General features: G+C 59.8%; 15 protein-coding genes and 1 tRNA gene. 6 read left to right on the top strand and 10 right to left on the bottom strand.

Annotation, left to right across the window (positions count from 1 at the left end; translation table 11 throughout):
- Nucleotides 1–66: 66 nt before the first annotated feature.
- On the bottom strand, nt 67–1947 hold the full coding sequence (locus GBM95_RS03940) for an ABC transporter ATP-binding protein (RefSeq protein WP_152157889.1): 1881 nt from the start codon (nt 1945–1947) through the stop codon (nt 67–69).
- Nucleotides 1948–2446: 499 nt separating this feature from the next.
- Here GBM95_RS03940 and GBM95_RS03935 point away from each other — a divergent pair, with 499 nt between their 5' ends.
- Both GBM95_RS03935 and rarD read left to right on the top strand, forming a co-directional pair.
- Nucleotides 2447–3649, top strand: a complete 1203-nt coding sequence (locus GBM95_RS03935) for a M20 metallopeptidase family protein (protein WP_152157888.1) — start codon at nt 2447–2449, stop codon at nt 3647–3649.
- Nucleotides 3650–3779: 130 nt separating this feature from the next.
- On the top strand, nt 3780–4682 hold the full coding sequence (gene rarD, locus GBM95_RS03930) for an EamA family transporter RarD (protein ID WP_152157887.1): 903 nt from the start codon (nt 3780–3782) through the stop codon (nt 4680–4682).
- Between the two features lie 140 nt (nt 4683–4822).
- Here rarD and GBM95_RS03925 read toward each other — a convergent pair whose 3' ends face one another.
- The 3 genes from GBM95_RS03925 to GBM95_RS03915 form a co-directional block, all read right to left on the bottom strand.
- Complete coding sequence (locus GBM95_RS03925; RefSeq protein WP_152157886.1) at nt 4823–6631, bottom strand: aryl-sulfate sulfotransferase; 1809 nt, start codon at nt 6629–6631, stop codon at nt 4823–4825.
- Between the two features lie 61 nt (nt 6632–6692).
- Nucleotides 6693–7844, bottom strand: coding sequence for a porin (locus GBM95_RS03920; protein WP_193222563.1), 1152 nt, complete (start codon nt 7842–7844; stop codon nt 6693–6695).
- 165 nt (nt 7845–8009) lie between these two features.
- On the bottom strand, nt 8010–8957 hold the full coding sequence (locus GBM95_RS03915; RefSeq protein WP_152157884.1) for a LysR family transcriptional regulator: 948 nt from the start codon (nt 8955–8957) through the stop codon (nt 8010–8012).
- 183 nt (nt 8958–9140) lie between these two features.
- Between GBM95_RS03915 and GBM95_RS03910 the strand changes: the two genes are divergently transcribed.
- Nucleotides 9141–9455 (top strand): antibiotic biosynthesis monooxygenase family protein, encoded by a 315-nt coding sequence (locus GBM95_RS03910; protein ID WP_152157883.1) that lies wholly within the window; start codon nt 9141–9143, stop codon nt 9453–9455.
- Nucleotides 9456–9572: 117 nt separating this feature from the next.
- Here GBM95_RS03910 and GBM95_RS03905 read toward each other — a convergent pair whose 3' ends face one another.
- From GBM95_RS03905 to GBM95_RS03885, 5 genes are all read right to left on the bottom strand, one after another.
- Nucleotides 9573–10490, bottom strand: a complete 918-nt coding sequence (locus GBM95_RS03905; RefSeq protein ID WP_226963150.1) for a UDP-2,3-diacylglucosamine diphosphatase — start codon at nt 10488–10490, stop codon at nt 9573–9575.
- A 5-nt stretch (nt 10491–10495) separates the two neighbouring features.
- Complete coding sequence (locus GBM95_RS03900; protein WP_139687541.1) at nt 10496–10987, bottom strand: peptidylprolyl isomerase; 492 nt, start codon at nt 10985–10987, stop codon at nt 10496–10498.
- A gap of 201 nt (nt 10988–11188) precedes the next feature.
- The gene (locus tag GBM95_RS03895; protein ID WP_152157882.1) at nt 11189–11770 is read right to left on the bottom strand and encodes a peptidylprolyl isomerase; all 582 of its coding nucleotides are present in this window, start codon (nt 11768–11770) and stop codon (nt 11189–11191) included.
- A gap of 62 nt (nt 11771–11832) precedes the next feature.
- Entirely contained in the window at nt 11833–12393 is a 561-nt protein-coding gene (locus GBM95_RS03890; RefSeq protein WP_226963149.1) for a tetratricopeptide repeat protein, read from the bottom strand.
- 68 nt (nt 12394–12461) lie between these two features.
- Entirely contained in the window at nt 12462–12656 is a 195-nt protein-coding gene (locus GBM95_RS03885) for a hypothetical protein (protein ID WP_152157880.1), read from the bottom strand.
- Nucleotides 12657–12813: 157 nt separating this feature from the next.
- Here GBM95_RS03885 and cysS point away from each other — a divergent pair, with 157 nt between their 5' ends.
- The 3 genes from cysS (at nt 12814) to GBM95_RS03870 (ending at nt 15660) form a co-directional block, all read left to right on the top strand.
- Nucleotides 12814–14220, top strand: a complete 1407-nt coding sequence (gene cysS / locus GBM95_RS03880) for a cysteine--tRNA ligase (RefSeq protein ID WP_152157907.1) — start codon at nt 12814–12816, stop codon at nt 14218–14220.
- Nucleotides 14221–14343: 123 nt separating this feature from the next.
- The gene (locus GBM95_RS03875; RefSeq protein WP_152157879.1) at nt 14344–15411 is read left to right on the top strand and encodes an acetyl-CoA carboxylase carboxyltransferase subunit alpha; all 1068 of its coding nucleotides are present in this window, start codon (nt 14344–14346) and stop codon (nt 15409–15411) included.
- A gap of 160 nt (nt 15412–15571) precedes the next feature.
- Nucleotides 15572–15660 (top strand) — tRNA-Ser (locus tag GBM95_RS03870).
- Between the two features lie 673 nt (nt 15661–16333).
- On the opposite strand, the gene GBM95_RS03865 is transcribed toward GBM95_RS03870, so the two are convergent.
- Nucleotides 16334–16753, bottom strand: coding sequence for a PhzF family phenazine biosynthesis protein (locus GBM95_RS03865; protein ID WP_226963148.1), 420 nt, complete (start codon nt 16751–16753; stop codon nt 16334–16336).
- Nucleotides 16754–16884 lie beyond the last annotated feature (131 nt).

Raw genomic sequence — 16884 nt, 5'->3', positions numbered from 1 at the left:
TGATTGCCTTTCCTGAAAATTGAGAAATAAGGGTGAGGTTTGCCGAAGAACTTTTCATTATTCAGATCAGGCCCCCGACATCTGCCCGATCTGATGGCGGGCAACGAAGTGCCCGGGTTCAACCCCAACCAGGGGATCCACCACCGGTTCGTCGCCGACGCGGCGCACCGGGCTCGGAAGATCCGAAAGGTTGATGAGCTTCAGAAGATTGCGCTCCTTCGGGTCTGCGATCGGCACGGCCGAAAGAAGCTTCTGCGTGTAGGGGTGATAGGGATGACCGAGCACCGACTGGCGCGGACCCATTTCGACGATCTGCCCGAGGTACATGACGGCGACGCGGTGGCTGATGCGCTCGACGACGCCCATGTCGTGCGAAATGAAGATGTAGGAGAGCCCCATTTCCTCCTGGAGCTCCATCATGAGGTTCACGACCTGAGCGCGGATCGAAACGTCGAGCGCCGCCACGCATTCGTCGGCGACGATCACCTTCGGCTGAAGCGCAAGGGCGCGCGCAATGCAGATGCGCTGACGCTGGCCGCCCGAGAATTCGTGCGGATAGCGGTTGGCCATGTCGGGCGAGAGGCCGACGCGCTTCAGAAGCATCGCCACGCGGTCCCACATCTCCGACTTCGAGCAGATGTTGTGGATCATGAGCGGCTCGGCGATCGAGTAGCCCACGGTCTGGCGCGGGTCGAGCGACGCATACGGATCCTGGAAGATCATCTGCAGATCGCGGCGGGCGTGCTGCAGGTCGCGCCGCGTCATATGAACGAGCGAGCGGTCGCGGTAGATGATGTCGCCCGAATCAATGTCGAGGAGCCTCAGGAGCGCGCGGCCCGTCGTCGACTTGCCGCAGCCCGATTCGCCCACGATCGAGAGGGTTTCGCCCTGACGAAGCTTGAAGCTCACGTGGTCGCAGGCGCGCACCACGTAGGTGGGCTTGCCCCAGAAGTCCGTGCGCACCGGGAAGGTCTTCACGATGTCGTTGACTTCGAGAATGGTGTCGCCCGGGGGCGGAAGCTTGTCGGACGGCGGTTCAATGACGCGGCCGTTGTCCGGGTCGATGAGGCGGAAGAAGCAGGGATGCGGGACGTCCTTAAGGCTCCCGAGGCGCGGGACCGCTGAAAGGAGGGCCTGCGTGTAGGGGTGCTTCGGCGAATCAAAAATGTCGACGGCTTTCCCTTCCTCAACGATTTCGCCGTAGCGCATCACCGCCACGCGGTCGGCGATCTGGGCGACCACGCCCATGTCGTGCGTAATGAAGAGCACCGCCATGCCGATTTCCTTCTGGAGTTCGGCAATAAGCGCAAGAATCTGAGCCTGAACCGTCACGTCGAGCGCCGTGGTCGGTTCGTCGGCAATGAGGAGCTGCGGCTTGCAGGCAAGCGCAATGGCGATCATCACGCGCTGACGCATGCCGCCCGAAAGCTGGTGCGGATAGCGCATCGCCACGCGTTCGGCGTCCGGAATGCGGACGAGCTCGAGAAGCCGAACGGCTTCCTTCAGGGCCTCGGCCTCGCTCATGCCGCGGTGCAGCGTCAGGCTTTCCGCAATCTGAGCGCCCACGGTGAAGACCGGGTTGAGGGACGTCATCGGTTCCTGGAAGATCATGGCGACTTCAGAGCCTCTCAGAGCCTGAAGTTCCGAGCGCGATGCCTTCATGAGGTCCACGAGGCGTCCGTCGCGGCAGCGCAGATGGATGGAGCCGTTGACGATCTTGCCGCCGCCGTGCTCAACGAGGCGCATGACGGAGAGCGAGGTAACGGATTTGCCTGAGCCCGATTCGCCGACGAGCGCGAGCGTTTCGCCCTTGTGAATGACGAAGGATTCATCCACTACGGCAGTCGTCGTGCCGCTGTCGGAAGAAAACTGAACTCTGAGGTTCTTCACTTCTAGCACCGGCAGGTTGTCCTGCAGGGAATCGGGCTTGGTGTCTGCTCTTTCCATCTTCTTAAAAGTTTTCTTCTACAAATATTCGGTGGGCGACGGCGGATTGGGAAAAATCGCCGGTACGTCAGCCCGTATGCGAACGGAATAAGCAAGAACTATGCCAAATGCGGCAAAGCGTTCTTCTGAGCCATCCTCCGGGCGCGATTCTCAAGCCTACCCCGAGAGTGGGGATCAGGCCTCAGGTGAAGGGCCTGCACCTCTTGCAAATCGCCGGTGAATTTGATTGAAAACAAATGTTCTAAGTTCGGATGCCGTATCTTTGTGCGCCACCGTTCAAAGCCGTGCACGATGTTTGTCCGGAATTAGCCTCCGCGCCGCTTTCTGGTGCATGAAGGCTGAGAGACATGCTCCGTCCTGACGCATAACGGATGCGCAATGCACCTGAGGCAGGATGTCCCGTCTTCTTCATAGAATGAACGGATGCCCGTCCTGATCCCTTGAAGGGCTCAAGGATTTCCCCATGGGGCACGAAACAATACAAAGGAAAGGTTTAACGATGCAGTACGTTCTCAAGGACAAGGTTTTTCCGGAAATCGGCGCCTGGGCCGATGAACTTGCGCAGATCCGCCGCGACATTCATGCGCATCCTGAGCTCGGGTTTGAAACGAAGCGCACGGTGGCGCTTCTCAAGGAAAAGCTCCACTCCTGGGGCGTGACTGAACTTGACGACACGACGGTTCCCGGCGCCCTCATCGCCGTCGTTGACGGCGCACGCCCGGGGCCGGCCGTGGCGCTTCGCGGCGACATCGACGCGCTTCCGATGCCCGACAACTCGGAAAACGCCTGGAAGAGCCAGACGGAACTCCGCTGCCACGCCTGCGGGCATGACGGCCATGCGACTTGGCTTCTCGGGGCGATGCGCTATCTTCAGGAAAAGAAGAATGAATTTGCGGGCCGTGTGGTGGGCGTCTTCCAGCCGGCCGAGGAAATCGGCAAGGGCGCGCGCGCCGTGGAAGCGTCCGGCATTCTCGACAAGCTCGGCGTGCGCGAAATCTACGGCTGCCACGACGAGCCGACGATCCGGAAGGGTGCCTTCGGCCTTTGCGCCGGCCCCGCTCAGGCGTCGACCGACTTCTTCTACATTTCCGTGAAGGGCAGGGGCGTTCATGCCGCGCGTCCGCACCTCGGCATCGACCCGATCCCTGCGGTGGGCCTCCTTATTTCCGGTCTTCAAACGATCGTTTCGCGGAAGGTAATGCCGATTCAGCCTGCAGTACTCTCGATTTCCTCCGTCAACGGCGGGCGCTACAACGCCCCCAACGTCATCCCGACCGAGGTGACGCTTTCGGGGACGGTGCGCACCTTCAGCGAGGACGTGCGCAACCAGATTGAGCACGAAATGAAGGTGATGGTCGAGACGATCGCCGCCTCGGAGAGCTGCACGGGCGAACTGCGCTACGACCGCCTGGTTCCTGCCCTCATCAATCCGCCTGAGACGATGGAGCACGTGCGCGACTTCATCGTGAAGCATTTCGGGGCCGACGCGGCCGAACCCATGGACATGACCATGGGCGGCGAAGACTTCGCAGAATTCCTCTTCAAGCGCCCTGGCGCCATGATCCGCGTGGGGATCCGCGACGACGCGCATGAGGCGTCGCTCCACCATCCGACCTTCGACTTCAACGACGAGGTGATTCCGCTCGCGTCGACCTATCTTGCGGGCATTGCGCTCGAACGCCTGAAGGCGCTCGCGGCCTAAAGCCTTAAATCCTACGGAGCTTCGTCTCCGGAGAAGCCCGGAATCTCTCTTTCCGGACGCTCCGGAGGCTTTCTTTTCCTCTCAACGCTCAACCTTCCGGCACGGGGACCTTCCCCCGCGCTCCCGCACCATGTTCTACGGGATCTTCTGCACTTTCGCCGCCTATATTCTCTGGGGGCTCTTTCCCTTCTACTTCCATGCTCTCGCGGATATCGGCGCCCTGGAGATCCTCGCGCACCGCGTCGTCTGGTCGCTTCTCTTCATCGTCCTCGTGATTCTCGTCATGCGCCGGACGGCGTGGCTGAAGGACGCGTTGACGAGCCCGAGGATCCTCCTCATCTTCACGGCTTCGGCGCTCCTCGTGGGCGCGAACTGGGGCACCTACGTCTATGCGATCGTGACGGACCGCACGATCGAGGCGTCGCTCGGATACTTCATCAATCCGCTTGTTTCCATTCTGCTTTCGGCCGTGTTTCTGCGAGAAAAGCTTCGTCCCGCGCAGAAGATCGCCGTGGGCCTCGCCGCCGTCGGCGTTCTCTGGATTTCGTGGGTGAAAGGCGTGCCGCCCTTTCTCGGACTTGCGCTCGCCTTTACGTTCGGGGTCTATGGGTTGATCCGCAAGATTGCGCCTCTCGGAAGCATTGAGGGGCTGACGCTTGAGAGCCTCATCCTCACGCCGATCGCGCTTCTCTGGCTCGGCTACCTCGGGAGCACCGGGGAGCTCGCGTTCGCAGAAGCTTCCGGCACGACTCAGCTCCTTCTCATTGCGGCGGGCCCCATTACGGCGATTCCGCTTCTCCTTTTCGCTTCGGGCGTGAGGAGCATTCCGTATTCGACGTCCGCCATCATTCAGTACGTGAGTCCCTCAATGGTGTTTCTGATCGGCGTCTTCGCCTTCAATGAACCCTTCACGCTCGAGATGCTGATCGGCTTCCTCTTCATCTGGACGGCTGTGGCGCTCTTCCTTGGGGAAACGGTGCTGATGCAGAGACGGCTGCGTCTTGCGGCGCGGAAGAAGGCCGACGAGGTCTAAATCGAACCATCTCAGAAAAGGAAGAGCCTCATGGAAATCGTTCTCCATGAGGCTCTTTTCGATCCAGGGAAATTGATAGGGAGCTTCGGGCTGAGCGGCTGACTCGCCTGACCCGAAGCTGCGTTTCCGGAGGCCTTCCGTTATTGGGGATTCCCGAAGGCCTTGTTCACATCAAGCACCATCGCCTGGTAGCCCGAGGTGTTCTGGAACTGGATTTCAACAGCAGGTTCCGTTTCGCCCCACTTGAATTCCTCAAGCCACGGATTCGGGCTGCTCGTAAAGGCGCCCGACTGGAGGTCGAAGGCAGCGCCCGCGGTGGCTGAATAAGCGAGGATGGAGTTCTTGTCCGGGTTGTATTCGGTAAGCGACGTCACCGGGCTGAACCACTCATGGCCGCGCTCCTTGCCGTACTCCCAGACCTGTTCGACCGTCATCTTCTTCTGGTCGATTCTGTAGACCACAGCGCGGGAATACTTCATCGAGGGGAGCGCGGGCTGCTCCATGCCGCGGGCGTCGCCGTTGTCGAAGGCGGACACGTAGATCACGTCCTTATCGGACTTAGAGTCGATGCGGAAGGCCGTGTGCTGGGTCCACGTCCAGTCAAAGCCCCCTTCGCAGGAAACGTCGGTGCACTTGATGGTTTTCCCCTCCTTGTCGACCGGCGTCAGCAGCGCATCCTTCCAGGGCGAGCGCCAGCCCTTCGGCGCCGAGAGAATCCACTTCACCTTCTTGTCGCGGCCGATCTTGATGATGGCTGACTGGTGGCGCGAGGAAATGATGATGGAATCGTCGCTCGGATCATAGTCGACCGAATTCACGTGAGCCCAGTTGCGGCCGGCGCCCGTGCCCGCGATGTCGCCGAAGTTGTCCGTCTTGTCCTGCTGGGCGAGCTCCTCGGCAGAGAGCGTGTGCCCCGCCTTCGAGGCGTCGATGTTGAGGCAGACGGCGCCCTGGTCGAGCGCGCGGATCACGTCGGAGCGGTACGGATCGAGAATGTCCCAGAGCTTGAATTCGTCCACGACGACGCCGTCCTCATCAACCTCGGCAATCACGTCGCGCACCGTGCGGATGCGCTTGTTGTCGGGGCGACGGTGGTCGGCCGAAGCCACTCTCAGGAAGTAGTGGCCGTTCTGCGCCGGATCCATCGAGTGCGAGTAGTCGTTGTAGGAAGCGGGAAGGCGGCGATTCCAGATTTCGCGGCCGATGATGTCGTACTTCACGTACTTCTGGCCGAAGCCCCAGGTGAGCGCGCCGTCATCGTTCTGGCGGAAGCCCATCATGACGCCCGCGGAATAAATGGATCCCGGATCCCAGATCGTGCGCGGATCGAGGTACCAGCGGATTTCGCCCTTGGTGTCGAAAACGGCGATCTGCGGCACGAAATTCCACGTGAGGGCGCCGCCCATCGGGTTGTTGAGGCCCGTTTTGTCGCCGATATTGCTGATGAGATAGAGGCGGTCGGAGAATGCCGGATCAACCTTCTTCACGACGGCCGTGAAGTCCTTGGGCGACTCATAGTTCGTGCCCTGATTGATCCAGGAAACCGGAGAGCAGTAAATAAAGTACGACTCGCTGATGGTTTCCTTTTTGCCGTTGAAGTTTCGGACATAGGAAACCTTCACTTCGTTCCTGTAATCCGCATAGAGGCCGAAGACGGGAATGCCGCCGTGGGTGAGGAGCTGCTTCTTCGGAACGTTGTAGGTGATCGTCTGGCCGTTTTCCTTCGGGACGATCGTAACGGTGGCGGACTCGAGATCGTAGCCGCCGTTCTTGATGACGGCCGTGAGGGGCGCCACTTTGTAGGGATTCACGATGACTTCGCCGAGCTGCCCCTGAATGGAGGCGTAGCGCACGACCGGGCCGCCGACGGCGCCCATCGCGTGGGCGGGAAGCGTTGCGGAGGAGAAGACGGCGGCGCCGAGCGCGAGCATGAGAAGAGAGTGCTTCATGGAAATATTCCTCTGGTCTTTTGTGGAAGATGAATGGAAAAGCGTTTGAAAATCTGATGCGTCAGAAGAAGTGCGTGACGCCCGCGCCCCAGGTCGTGGCATTGGGGTTGTCGATCGGGTGGTCCTTCACGCGCCGGTACATGCCGTAGCCGTGCGTCCAGGAAAGCGCCGTCCAGAGCGTGGTGCGGCGGCTGATTGGGTAGCGGTAGATGGCGGCAGGGTTGATGCGCCAGCCGGAAGTCGAAAGGTTCCCGTCCTTTGCGTCGCCCTTATATTCAGAGCGGCTCGCCTGGAAGACGGCAGAGAGCGTCCCGCCTTCCAGGTCCTTCATGACGCCCGCCATGAAGGAGTCGGTGTCGAACCCTTCTTCGGACGCGCCGAACCCGAAGGCGCGGGCGCGGAGCATCGTGTTGGGACCGAGCCCGTCGAAGACGTGCTGATAGGTGAGGTAGAGCCTGAAGGCATCAAAGTCGTAGTTCATGGAGACCATGATGTCCTTCGTGGCGTTGTGCTTCTCCTCGAGCGAACCATGGGTGTGGTAGGTGGCGATTGCGCCGAAGCGCAATTTCCCATGGTTGTTGTAGAGAACAGAAGCCGTGAAGAGCCTGTCGTCGTCCGCGCCGATGCCGGTTTCGGTGGTGACGCCGTTCGAATACTGCGCAAAGAAGCGGTATCCGGAGAAAGAGGGCGACGCGTAGCCGATGGTGTTGTTGAGGGTCCCGTCGCAGGTGAAGATGTAGGCAAGACCCGCGTGGGGGAGGTTCGCGCCCATCGGGGAGTAGCCTTCGGCGAGCGAAAACTGGCTCATGTCGCCGTCGGTGCTTTTGAGCGCCCCCATGCGGCCGAGGGCAACTTCGCCGAAGGTTTTGCTGCCGAGCGTGAGCGCTGTGCCGTCAAAAAGCACGCCGTCTTCATAGAGCGCGCCGTTGTCGGTCATGAAGGAGACGTAGGACGCAGCGCGCACCCAGAGGTCTTCGCTGATGGCTTCCGTCCCCCGGATGTCGATGGTTGAGGTTTTGTTGTTCCCCGACTCCATCGTCGCATTGGTGCGGCCGTTCGCGTGCTGGACCATGAGGCCGAGGTCAACGAGGCCCGTGACGGCTACGCCGTCCTCTGCGGAGGCTGACGGAATGAGGCTTGCGCCGAGAAGGAGGGTCGAAAGGATGGTCCCCGCTTTCCTCAGAGAGCGGGGCATGCGGTTGGGTTTGGTCATGAAGGATTTCTTCCTTTTTCTTTTGTTTGAAGAGATGCGTGCGGACATCTCTCAGGTCGGAAAAAAGTTTAGAAATCGATCTTCATTTTCGAAATTGGCATCTACTGCGATGGCGTTGTCATATTTGACGGGTCATCTTTGCGCGATCTGAAAGCGAAGCACGTTTCAGGCCTCGAGATGGTATTTGTCGCGTATGCGGCGCGCTTCAAGGCCGATGAGGCCGCGCAGCCATACCATGACCGGATCCTGCTGCGTTCTCGGATGCCAGAAGAGCGTGGGCGCCCACTGGTAGGTCGTAAAGCCTTCGAACGGAAGCAGTGCGAGGCCGGGAACAAGCGAGAGAATTTTCCGGGCGTAGGGCTCGGCGAATTCACCGATCAGGTCCGTTTCAAAGAGCTCGAAGATGGCGGCTGCATGGTAGGGAATGGTGATGCCGTGCGGCTGCTCCGCATCGTCGAACCAGGGAAGCACCGAGCGCGGTACGAGGCGGGAGAAAGGCGTGGCGATGGAGATCACCTGCCAGGGTTCGATGCCGGTTCGGTCAAGCCGGCCTTTCTGTTTGAAGATCTCGACGAGCGGATGGCTTTCGCGCACGACGAGACAATAGGGCGCCGAGAAAAGGCGCTGAACATGAATGTTTCCCTGCACGGGTTCCGAGTCGGTTCCGAAAATAATGAGGTCAACGAGGCCGGCGCTCAATTCGTCAAACGTATCGATGCCGATGGGCGTTGTTGAGAAATGAAGGCGCGGAGACTTCCGCCTCGCCTCATGAATGGCGGGAGCCACGAACATCGTGTACGCGCAGTCGAGCGCCGCGATGCGGATCGTGCGCTCTGCCTTCATCGGATCGAGGGCGTCCTTCCCGACGAGGGCAGCCATGTCCTCGAGCATGCGGTCAATTTGAGGCATGAGCTTGTCCATTCGCGGCGTTGGGTGCATGAGCTGGCTCGAGCGCGTGAAGAGCTTGTCGTCAAAAAGCTCTCTCGCACCCTGGAGCATGCGGCTCGCGGTGGAAAGGCTGATGTCGAGTCGGGAGGCGGAAAGCGAAAGCGACTGCGTGCGGTAGAGAACCGAAAGGAGCCGCAGGAGCTCTTCTGTGATGGGCTGCTGCATGGATGAGATCTGTCGGGGAAAAAGAATATTTTCGGCTGAAAGCCTTGGGGTCGGGGAGCGGGACTGGTCTGCCGGGGATTGTTTACAAATTCATTGCGGCGTATATGGATGTAACGATCGCTGTTTCGGGCCCGCGTTTTCCCGTAGTCTTTGCGTCATCGAAACTTTTTTGGGAGTGCTTTCATGGCATCCGAATACATCACGATGAACCGCTTCAAGATCAAGCCGGAGTTCGCCGACGCGTACCTCAAGGTCTGGCAGGGAGCGGATGTCAGTGCAAAATCCATGCCGGGGCTGCTGGAATTCCGCTTCTTCAAGCTTGATGCGAAGAAGGACGGCTACGTCCTCTTTTCCTCCTTTGCGCGCTGGCAGTCGAAGGAGGACTTCCTCAACTGGACGAAGTCGGAACACTTCAGGAAGTCCCATTCCACGGGCCCGAAGAACCGCGAAATGTACGTCGAGCGTCCGGAGCTTGAGTGCTTTGAAGTTCTGATCTGACGATTCTGCCGGGGCGACGTTTCTCCCATGGGAGCATCGCCCGCAAATAAAAATGCCTGGGGAGATTTCTCTTTCCCGGGCATTTTTATTTGGGCGGCAAATAGGGAATCAGAACGCTCAGAACATCTGGATCTGGGGCCTGCCGTTGTCGAGGAACGTGATGCAGCCGCTCTTTCCCGCCCCCTCGACGCCGTCGAGCTTCCAGTCGGGAATCACCCAGCGTTCGTAGTTGTCGAAGACGTGGGCGGCCGGACGGTGCGTGTGTCCGTGAATGACGAGATCCACGCCGGCAGACTTCGCGGCTTCGGCCACGGCGCCTTCGACCACGTCCATCACGTCCATGAATTTCTGCGCCTTGTCGGTTTCAGACTGCGAGCGCGCTTCTTTCGCGACTTCAATGCGTTCTGCGACGGATTTCTTGAGCATCATCGCCTGCCACACCGGATCGTGCGTGAGTTTGCGGAATTTCTGGTATCCCGTATCTCTCAGGCACCATTCGTCGCCGTGCGCGAGAAGCACTTTGCGGCCCTTGATTTCGACCACGACGGGGTCGCGGAGGAGCTCCGCGCCGATCGCCTGCGCAAAGCCTTCGCCGAGCACAAAGTCGCGGTTTCCGGGCATGACGAGCACGCGCCGGCCGGTGGCCGCATGGAGCTTCAGGAGCGCCATGACGGGCTTTGCTTCCGGGTGCGCGTCGTCGCCGAGCCAGAAGTCGAAAAGGTCGCCGAGGATCACGAGTTCCGGATAGCGCGGCGCCACGGACTTCATGAAGCGAACGAACGCCATGATGGTCTTCGGCTTCGTGGGCGAGAGATGCAGGTCCGAAATGATTACCGGATTGGTAAGCGGCTCGACCTCGGTTCGCCCGGCGAGCGCAGGAGGCGGAAACTGTGAAAGGTCCATTTTGCTTCTGCTGAAAAAACGCAGGGTGGAATTGATGAGGAGAAAGAGCCTCATGCCGAAGGGAATTTTCCCTTTCGTTGGCGCTTTCGTCCCCACCATGCCGTCGCTCGGTTCCGGGCGGCTCTCAGTCATCAGACTCAGATCTCCTCGGCCTTTTCGATGACGACGTCCTCAACGGGCACGTCGCCGAACCAGCCGCGGGTGCCCGTGCGCACGCGCGCGATCTGATCGACCACGTCCTGACCGGCCACGACCTTGCCGAAGACGGCATAACCCCAGCCGTTGCCCGTGGGGGCGGTGTGGTTGAGGAAGTCGTTGTCGGCGACGTTGATGAAGAACTGAGCGGTGGCCGAATGCGGATCGTTCGTGCGGGCCATCGCGATCGTGTACTTGTCGTTCTTCAGGCCGTTGTCGGCTTCGTTCTTGATCGGATCGTTGGTGGGCTTCTGCTGCATGCCCGGTTCAAAGCCGCCGCCCTGAATCATGAAGCCCTTGATCACGCGGTGGAAGATCGTGCCGTTGTAGAAGCCCGACTTCACATAGTTTTCGAAGTTTTCGCAGGTGATCGGAGCGTGTTCGGGATCAAGTTCAATGTCGATGACGCCGAGATTGGTAGTGAAGCGAATCATTTGAGAATAAAACTGGTCAAAAGTAAATGCGCGCTGCGCGAAGCTCCTTCTCTAGGAAAGGCTGACTTCTGTCGTCAGGCAGCGTGAAAACCTTTCGGAAGCATCCTCGCGGACCTTCCGGAAGGGGAATCGTTATTGTCGCATAAGGGGCAAAACGCTTCTGCGCTCACCCCCGGGCGAGCTTAACGAAGGGCCCGATGATCAGGGCAGAACCTTCGCCGAAAGAATCTTCACGGTCGTCACCGGGACGTCGCCCATGCCGCGGCGGCTTCCCGTCGGAACGGCAGCGATCTTGTCGACCACGTCGGTTCCGGAAATCACCGTGCCGAAGACGCAGTAGCCGTTGCCGTCCTGAGCCTGATCGGCATTGAGGAAGTCGTTGTCGGCAACGTTGATGTAGAACTGCGACGTCGCCGAATGCGGGTAGCTCGTGCGGGCCATGGCGATCGTGTAGCGGTCGTTTCTGAGACCGCCGCGGGCTTCGAGCGGAATGGGTTCGTGCGTGGGCTTTTCGCGAAGCGTTTCGTCGAAGCCGCCCCCCTGGACCATGAAGCCCGGGATGACGCGGTGGAAGATCGTGCCGTTGTAGAAGCCCTCGTTCACGTAGCGCAGGAAGTTCTTCACCGTCTGCGGGGCGCGGTCGGGCGCGAGACGCACGACGATCTTGCCGAGAGAGGTTTCAATTTCAACGCGGGGTTCCTTAGCCGCGGCGCGCGCGAGGGGCGCGGCGAGGAAGGAGGCGGCAGGAAGAAGCGGAAGAAGAAGACGGGAGCGGTACTGCATGATTGTCCGATTGGTCTCTTATAAGAAAAGGAAAGTGCCGGGAACTGACTCTGAGCACGGCATCAGCGGCCGCTGATGCGCTTCAGTGTCCTCAGTCTCGACTGAAGTTCAGCATTCGATTCGAGTGCGGGCGCAGCAGCCTCATAGCATTCGAGCGCGAGCGCAAGGTAGACGTCGCCGAGATTCTTCTGAGCGAGCGAAAACTTCGGATTGATGACGAGCGCCTTCTTGAGAAGCCCCTGCGCTTCCTCGAGGTTTCCGAAGCCCGCCTCGATGACGGCGAGGTTGTTGTAGGGTTCGGGGATTTCCGGGTAGGCGGCGATGAGGGATTTGAGGCCCTTCGCGGCGTCCTCGGTGCGCCCGAGCGACTCAAGGCTCACGGTGCGCAGAAACTGAAGCTGGGCATTCCGGGGGTTGCGCTTGATGCCGATGTCGGCAAGCTCAAGCGCCTGCGCGGGATGTCCGTTCGTGAGAAGCTGTTCGACGCGGGGCGAAAAATCTCCCGGGTGCAGGGTTGCCGCAAGCTCCTCCATTTCCGAGGCTGCCAGAGCAGGGGCGCTCAGGAAGGAAAGACCGAGCGCAAGGGCGGCGCAGGTGGAAAGGAGCATCTTTTTGGCGCGCATGAAACTACTCATCGGGTCAGGTGTCTGTCGAGGAAAGCCGGCGAAGCATATTGAAGAGCATTAAGCCATCAGGCTAACGGCTGATCCATGCTTCCGGCATGGGAGAAGTCGCTTTCGAAGGCTGTTGAGACCTGCCGGGCGGCTATACTCTTATGATCTTTCGTCCGCGCGCCCTCCGGGGCGAGCGAATCCGAAAATTGAGCAAAGCCCTTGAGGCCTTTCGGCCGGGGGCGCTTCAGCTCGTAATTGTAGCCGCCGCCCATGATTCAGAAGCTCAGAACTTTGTATCGGGAATCTTTTCTCCCGTCCCTGCGGCACCTTCGCTGGATCAGCGAGAACGGTTCGTGCTGCTACCTGCGCATGCGCTGCTACAAGGGTTATGCCGAAGCGCTTCAGAAGGACAGATTTCTCAGGAATTCCATGCTTTCGATTTATTCGACCTATTCGCGCGAACAGCGCCCCTTCAAATCGATCGAACCCGGCCGCGTGCGCATGTACGTCTGCGGCGTCACCGTCTACGACTACTGCCACATCGGCCACGGCCGCACGTTCGTCGCTTTCGACGTCGTTCGCCGCTGGCTTGAGGCGTCGGGCTACCAGGTGACCTTCGTGCGCAACATCACCGACGTGGACGACAAAATCATCCGCCGCGCGGCGGAGCGCGGCATCACGACCGACGCCCTCACGGCTGAGTTCGCGAAGGCCATGCAGGAAGACATGATTGCGCTCGGGTGCCTCGCGCCCACGTTCGAGCCCCGCGCGACCGAATACATTCCGCAGATGCTCGGCCTCATTGAAAAGCTTGAGGAAAAGGGCTACGCTTACCATGCTGCCGACGGCGACGTCGACTATTCCGTGAGGGGCTTTAAGAACTACGGGCATCTCTCGGGGAAGTCGATCGACGACCTTCAGTCAGGGGCCCGCGTGCAGGTCGGTCAGGGCAAGCGCGATCCTCTCGACTTCGTTCTCTGGAAGAGCGCGAAGCCGGGCGAGCCGCAGTGGACCTCAAAGTGGGGCTGCGGTCGTCCGGGCTGGCACATCGAGTGCTCGGCGATGGCGATGAATCTCTTGGGCGAAACGATCGACATTCATGGCGGCGGCCCGGACCTCATCTTCCCGCACCATGAAAATGAAATCGCCCAGAGCGAGGCGGCGACGGGCAAAACCTTCGCCAACTACTGGATGCATTCGGGGCCGCTGCGCGTTCGCGCGGCCGACGGCACGGAAGAGAAGATGAGCAAGTCGCTCGGCAACTTCTGGACCATCCGCGATGCGCTCAAGGAAACGAACGAAGCCTACGGCGACGGGTTCGGCGCCGAAGTCCTCCGCTTCTTCCTCCTGAGAAGCCAGTACAGAAGCCCCATCACCTTCTCCTCGGGCCTCATTGAGGAAGCCCATAAGGGGCTGGTTCGCCTTTACACGGCCCTCAAGGGCCGGAAGGGCGACGGGCAGCCGATCGACTGGAATGAGCCCTATGCGGCGCGTTTCCGCGAGGCGATGGACGACGACTTCAATACGGCGCAGGCGGTGGCGGTGCTCTTTGAGCTCGCAACGGAAATCAACCGTACGGGTTCCGAAGAACTCGTGCGCCAGCTCCTCGGGCTCGGCCATATTCTCAACATCCTCACGAACGATCCGGAGAAGTTCCTCCAGGGCGGCGTTCAGGATGCGGGCGAGGAAGCCCGGATTGAGGCGCTGATCGCCGAGCGCGCTGCCGCGAAGAAGGCAAAGAACTTCGCGCGCGCCGACGAGATCAGAAAGGGCCTTCTCGCCGAAGGCGTGGAGCTTCAGGACGGTCCCGGCGGCACGACGTGGCGCAGGATCTGACCGCGCTCTGAAATCGAATCACCTGAATCCTCTGCGGCTTTTTCCTTTCAGGCGGAAACAGCCGCAGAGACACTGACCCAACATCAGCAGCGCTCCATGTGGAGCGGCTCTGCACGCAAGAAGATGGCCAAGAAAGTATTCCTTGAATTCGAGCACGACATTGAGGTGCTCGAGAAGAAGATTGATGAACTGCGCGAGCTCACCGAAACGGAGTCGAAGAGCGGCGTATCGGTTGAGAGCGAAATCGCTTCCCTCGAAGCGAAGGGAAACGAGCTCGTCAAGAAGATCTATGCGTCCCTCACGCCCTGGCAGTGCTCGCTCGTCGCCCGTCACCCGGCGCGCCCCTATACGCTCGACTACATCGATGAAATCTTCACGGATTTCCACGAGCTCCACGGCGACCGCGCGTTTGCGGACGATCAGGCCATCGTGGGCGGCCTCGCGCGCCTTGCCGACATGAACGTCGTCGTGATCGGCCACCAGAAGGGCAGAACGCTTAAGGAGCGCACGCAGCGCAATTTCGGCATGGCCAAGCCCGAGGGGTACAGAAAGGCCCTGAGGCTCATGGAGCTTGCCGAGAAGTTTGATCTGCCGGTCGTCACCTTCGTTGATACGCCGGGTGCTTATCCCGGCATCGACGCCGAGGAGCGCGGTCAGTCCGAGGCCATCGGGCGCAACATCTTTGAAATGGCGGGGCTTCGGGTGCCCATCATCTCCTGCGTGATCGGCGAGGGCGGATCTGGCGGCGCGCTCGCGATCGCTGTTGCAGACATCGTGATGATGCTGCAGTATTCGACCTACTCGGTGATTTCTCCCGAAGGCTGCGCCTCCATTCTCTGGAAGGACGCGGCGCAGGCGCCGCGCGCAGCGGAAGCCCTCGGACTGACGGCCGACAGGCTCTCGAAGCTCGGTCTCGTCGATCGCGTCATTTCCGAGCCCCTCGGCGGCGCTCACCGCGATCCCAAGCTGATGGCGATGAATCTGAAGCAGGCGCTCATCGATGAACTTCGCGCCCTCATGAAGCTTCCGATCGACGATCTCCTTGAGCGCCGTGCGGAACGCATGCGCGGCTACGGGTTCTTCGACGTCGTCGCTGAACCGCAGACCGCTGCAGACCCCAAGGATATTGAGGATGCGCTCGAGCTTCGCGACGAAGGCTCCTCGCAGAATCTGGGGAAGGCAAAGGATTAACGACTGGGTCAGTCAGTTACTGAGAAATCAGGAAACAGGGGCCTCGCGCTCCTGTTTCGCTCTCCGCCGGCGGCGGGTCCCGCGCCTCGCCGCGATTCCCTCCTTGCGGGAGCAACGTCTCTCATATAAAATCCGAAAACTTCTTGCTCCTATGCATCCCGGAAGGATGGCAGAGTGGTTGAATGCACCGGTCTTGAAAACCGGCGAAGCTAATAACTTCCGTGGGTTCGAATCCCACTCCTTCCGCCAGGCGCCTCTGTGCCGCAGGCAATTCGCGGCAATGATCCACAGGGTCATACGCCGGGTCATAAGCAGCAATTCAAAAAAGCCCTTTCTACGTTTGCAGAAGGGGCTTTTTTTTATTTCGGGCGCGGGTGAAGAAATGGCGTTCGAAATTCTGCTCGTCTGTCATACGGTAAAAAGCCGGCGATCATTGGATGACCACCGGCTTTGAGCAACGGAGGAATCGCCTTCAACTGACCTCGGCGAAGCTGGTCTGTTCCCGCCACTTTGGAAGGCCGCCAAGCCGAAGCCGACGGCAGTCGCAACGGGAACATATCCGTTTGGAAAATATTATTCCTGCGAAATCATCTAATTGTCAAATAATGAGATGACTGCGGCTTGAAGCATGCCGTTGAGGCTGCTTTCGCCGGAATTGCACGGAATCGCAGAGAAGCTCTCCGTCAGGCGTCTGAAGGCGGCTTAGTCATTTGTAATAGCCGCATGCTGAGGGAATCGCAAAAGAAGCCGGCGATCATTGAATGACTGCCGGCTTCAGGAAACGGAAGAATCGCCTTCAACTAGCCACGGCGAAACCGGTCTGATTCCAGCCACTTCGGATGCCCTCCATCATAAGGACGAGGGTAGTCGCAGTTGGAACATATCCGTTTATCAAATATTATTTATAAAAATCAAATAATTGTCAAGCAATTGAGGGCGCGTCAACAAAAATCTCCCCGCAGGAATAGAGTGCGGCCTTTCCCGCTAAAAGAACGCGCTTGCCCTCCATGCGGCAGTAGAGCGTTCCGCCTCTTGGAGAGGCCTGATAAGCCGTCAGGGCGTTCTTCCCGAGCTCCTTGGCCCAGTACGGAATGATGTGGCAGTGGCCGGAGCCGCACACCGGATCTTCCGGGATGCCGAGCTTCGGCGCAAAGGATCGGGATACGCAGTCGATCTGCGAATCTCTCCCCGGTGCCGTTGCATGGAGAAGAAGACCGTCGAGCGCTTTGAGCCTTTCAAGATCAGGCGCGAGTTGTTCTACAACGGAAGGGTCGTCAAATACACAGAGCAGATCCCGTCCCATACAGGCGGCCCTGGGAGCGGCCCCGATAGCCTCGACCATTTCCTTCGTCACCGGAACGGGCTTCAGGTCGTACGGAAAATCTCGGCTTGGTTGGGGTATAACTCCCCAACCAGGGGTCAAGCCAGCCTCATCAAGGGCTTGAGAGCGGCTTCAGGAGAATCGTAGAGTCC

Source organism: Sutterella seckii, from assembly GCF_009183815.1.
Lineage (GTDB): Bacteria > Pseudomonadota > Gammaproteobacteria > Burkholderiales > Burkholderiaceae_F > Sutterella > Sutterella seckii.
Note: the sequence above shows the minus strand (reverse complement) of the source record. Positions and strands in the feature narration are given on the sequence as shown.

What these genes read in the sequence shown, in the direction of transcription:
- GBM95_RS03875 (WP_152157879.1), top strand. Translation starts at nt 14,344, where the DNA reads ATGGCCAAGAAAGTATTCCTTGAATTCGAGCACGACATTGAGGTGCTC.
- rarD (WP_152157887.1), top strand. Translation starts at nt 3,780, where the DNA reads ATGTTCTACGGGATCTTCTGCACTTTCGCCGCCTATATTCTCTGGGGG.
- GBM95_RS03865 (WP_226963148.1), bottom strand. Translation starts at nt 16,753, where the DNA reads ATGGTCGAGGCTATCGGGGCCGCTCCCAGGGCCGCCTGTATGGGACGG.
- GBM95_RS03925 (WP_152157886.1), bottom strand. Translation starts at nt 6,631, where the DNA reads ATGAAGCACTCTCTTCTCATGCTCGCGCTCGGCGCCGCCGTCTTCTCC.
- GBM95_RS03935 (WP_152157888.1), top strand. Translation starts at nt 2,447, where the DNA reads ATGCAGTACGTTCTCAAGGACAAGGTTTTTCCGGAAATCGGCGCCTGG.
- GBM95_RS03910 (WP_152157883.1), top strand. Translation starts at nt 9,141, where the DNA reads ATGGCATCCGAATACATCACGATGAACCGCTTCAAGATCAAGCCGGAG.
- GBM95_RS03885 (WP_152157880.1), bottom strand. Translation starts at nt 12,656, where the DNA reads ATGGGCGGCGGCTACAATTACGAGCTGAAGCGCCCCCGGCCGAAAGGC.
- cysS (WP_152157907.1), top strand. Translation starts at nt 12,814, where the DNA reads ATGCTTTCGATTTATTCGACCTATTCGCGCGAACAGCGCCCCTTCAAA.
- GBM95_RS03895 (WP_152157882.1), bottom strand. Translation starts at nt 11,770, where the DNA reads ATGCAGTACCGCTCCCGTCTTCTTCTTCCGCTTCTTCCTGCCGCCTCC.
- GBM95_RS03920 (WP_193222563.1), bottom strand. Translation starts at nt 7,844, where the DNA reads ATGACCAAACCCAACCGCATGCCCCGCTCTCTGAGGAAAGCGGGGACC.
- GBM95_RS03915 (WP_152157884.1), bottom strand. Translation starts at nt 8,957, where the DNA reads ATGCAGCAGCCCATCACAGAAGAGCTCCTGCGGCTCCTTTCGGTTCTC.
- GBM95_RS03940 (WP_152157889.1), bottom strand. Translation starts at nt 1,947, where the DNA reads ATGGAAAGAGCAGACACCAAGCCCGATTCCCTGCAGGACAACCTGCCG.
- GBM95_RS03890 (WP_226963149.1), bottom strand. Translation starts at nt 12,393, where the DNA reads ATGCGCGCCAAAAAGATGCTCCTTTCCACCTGCGCCGCCCTTGCGCTC.
- GBM95_RS03900 (WP_139687541.1), bottom strand. Translation starts at nt 10,987, where the DNA reads ATGATTCGCTTCACTACCAATCTCGGCGTCATCGACATTGAACTTGAT.
- GBM95_RS03905 (WP_226963150.1), bottom strand. Translation starts at nt 10,490, where the DNA reads ATGACTGAGAGCCGCCCGGAACCGAGCGACGGCATGGTGGGGACGAAA.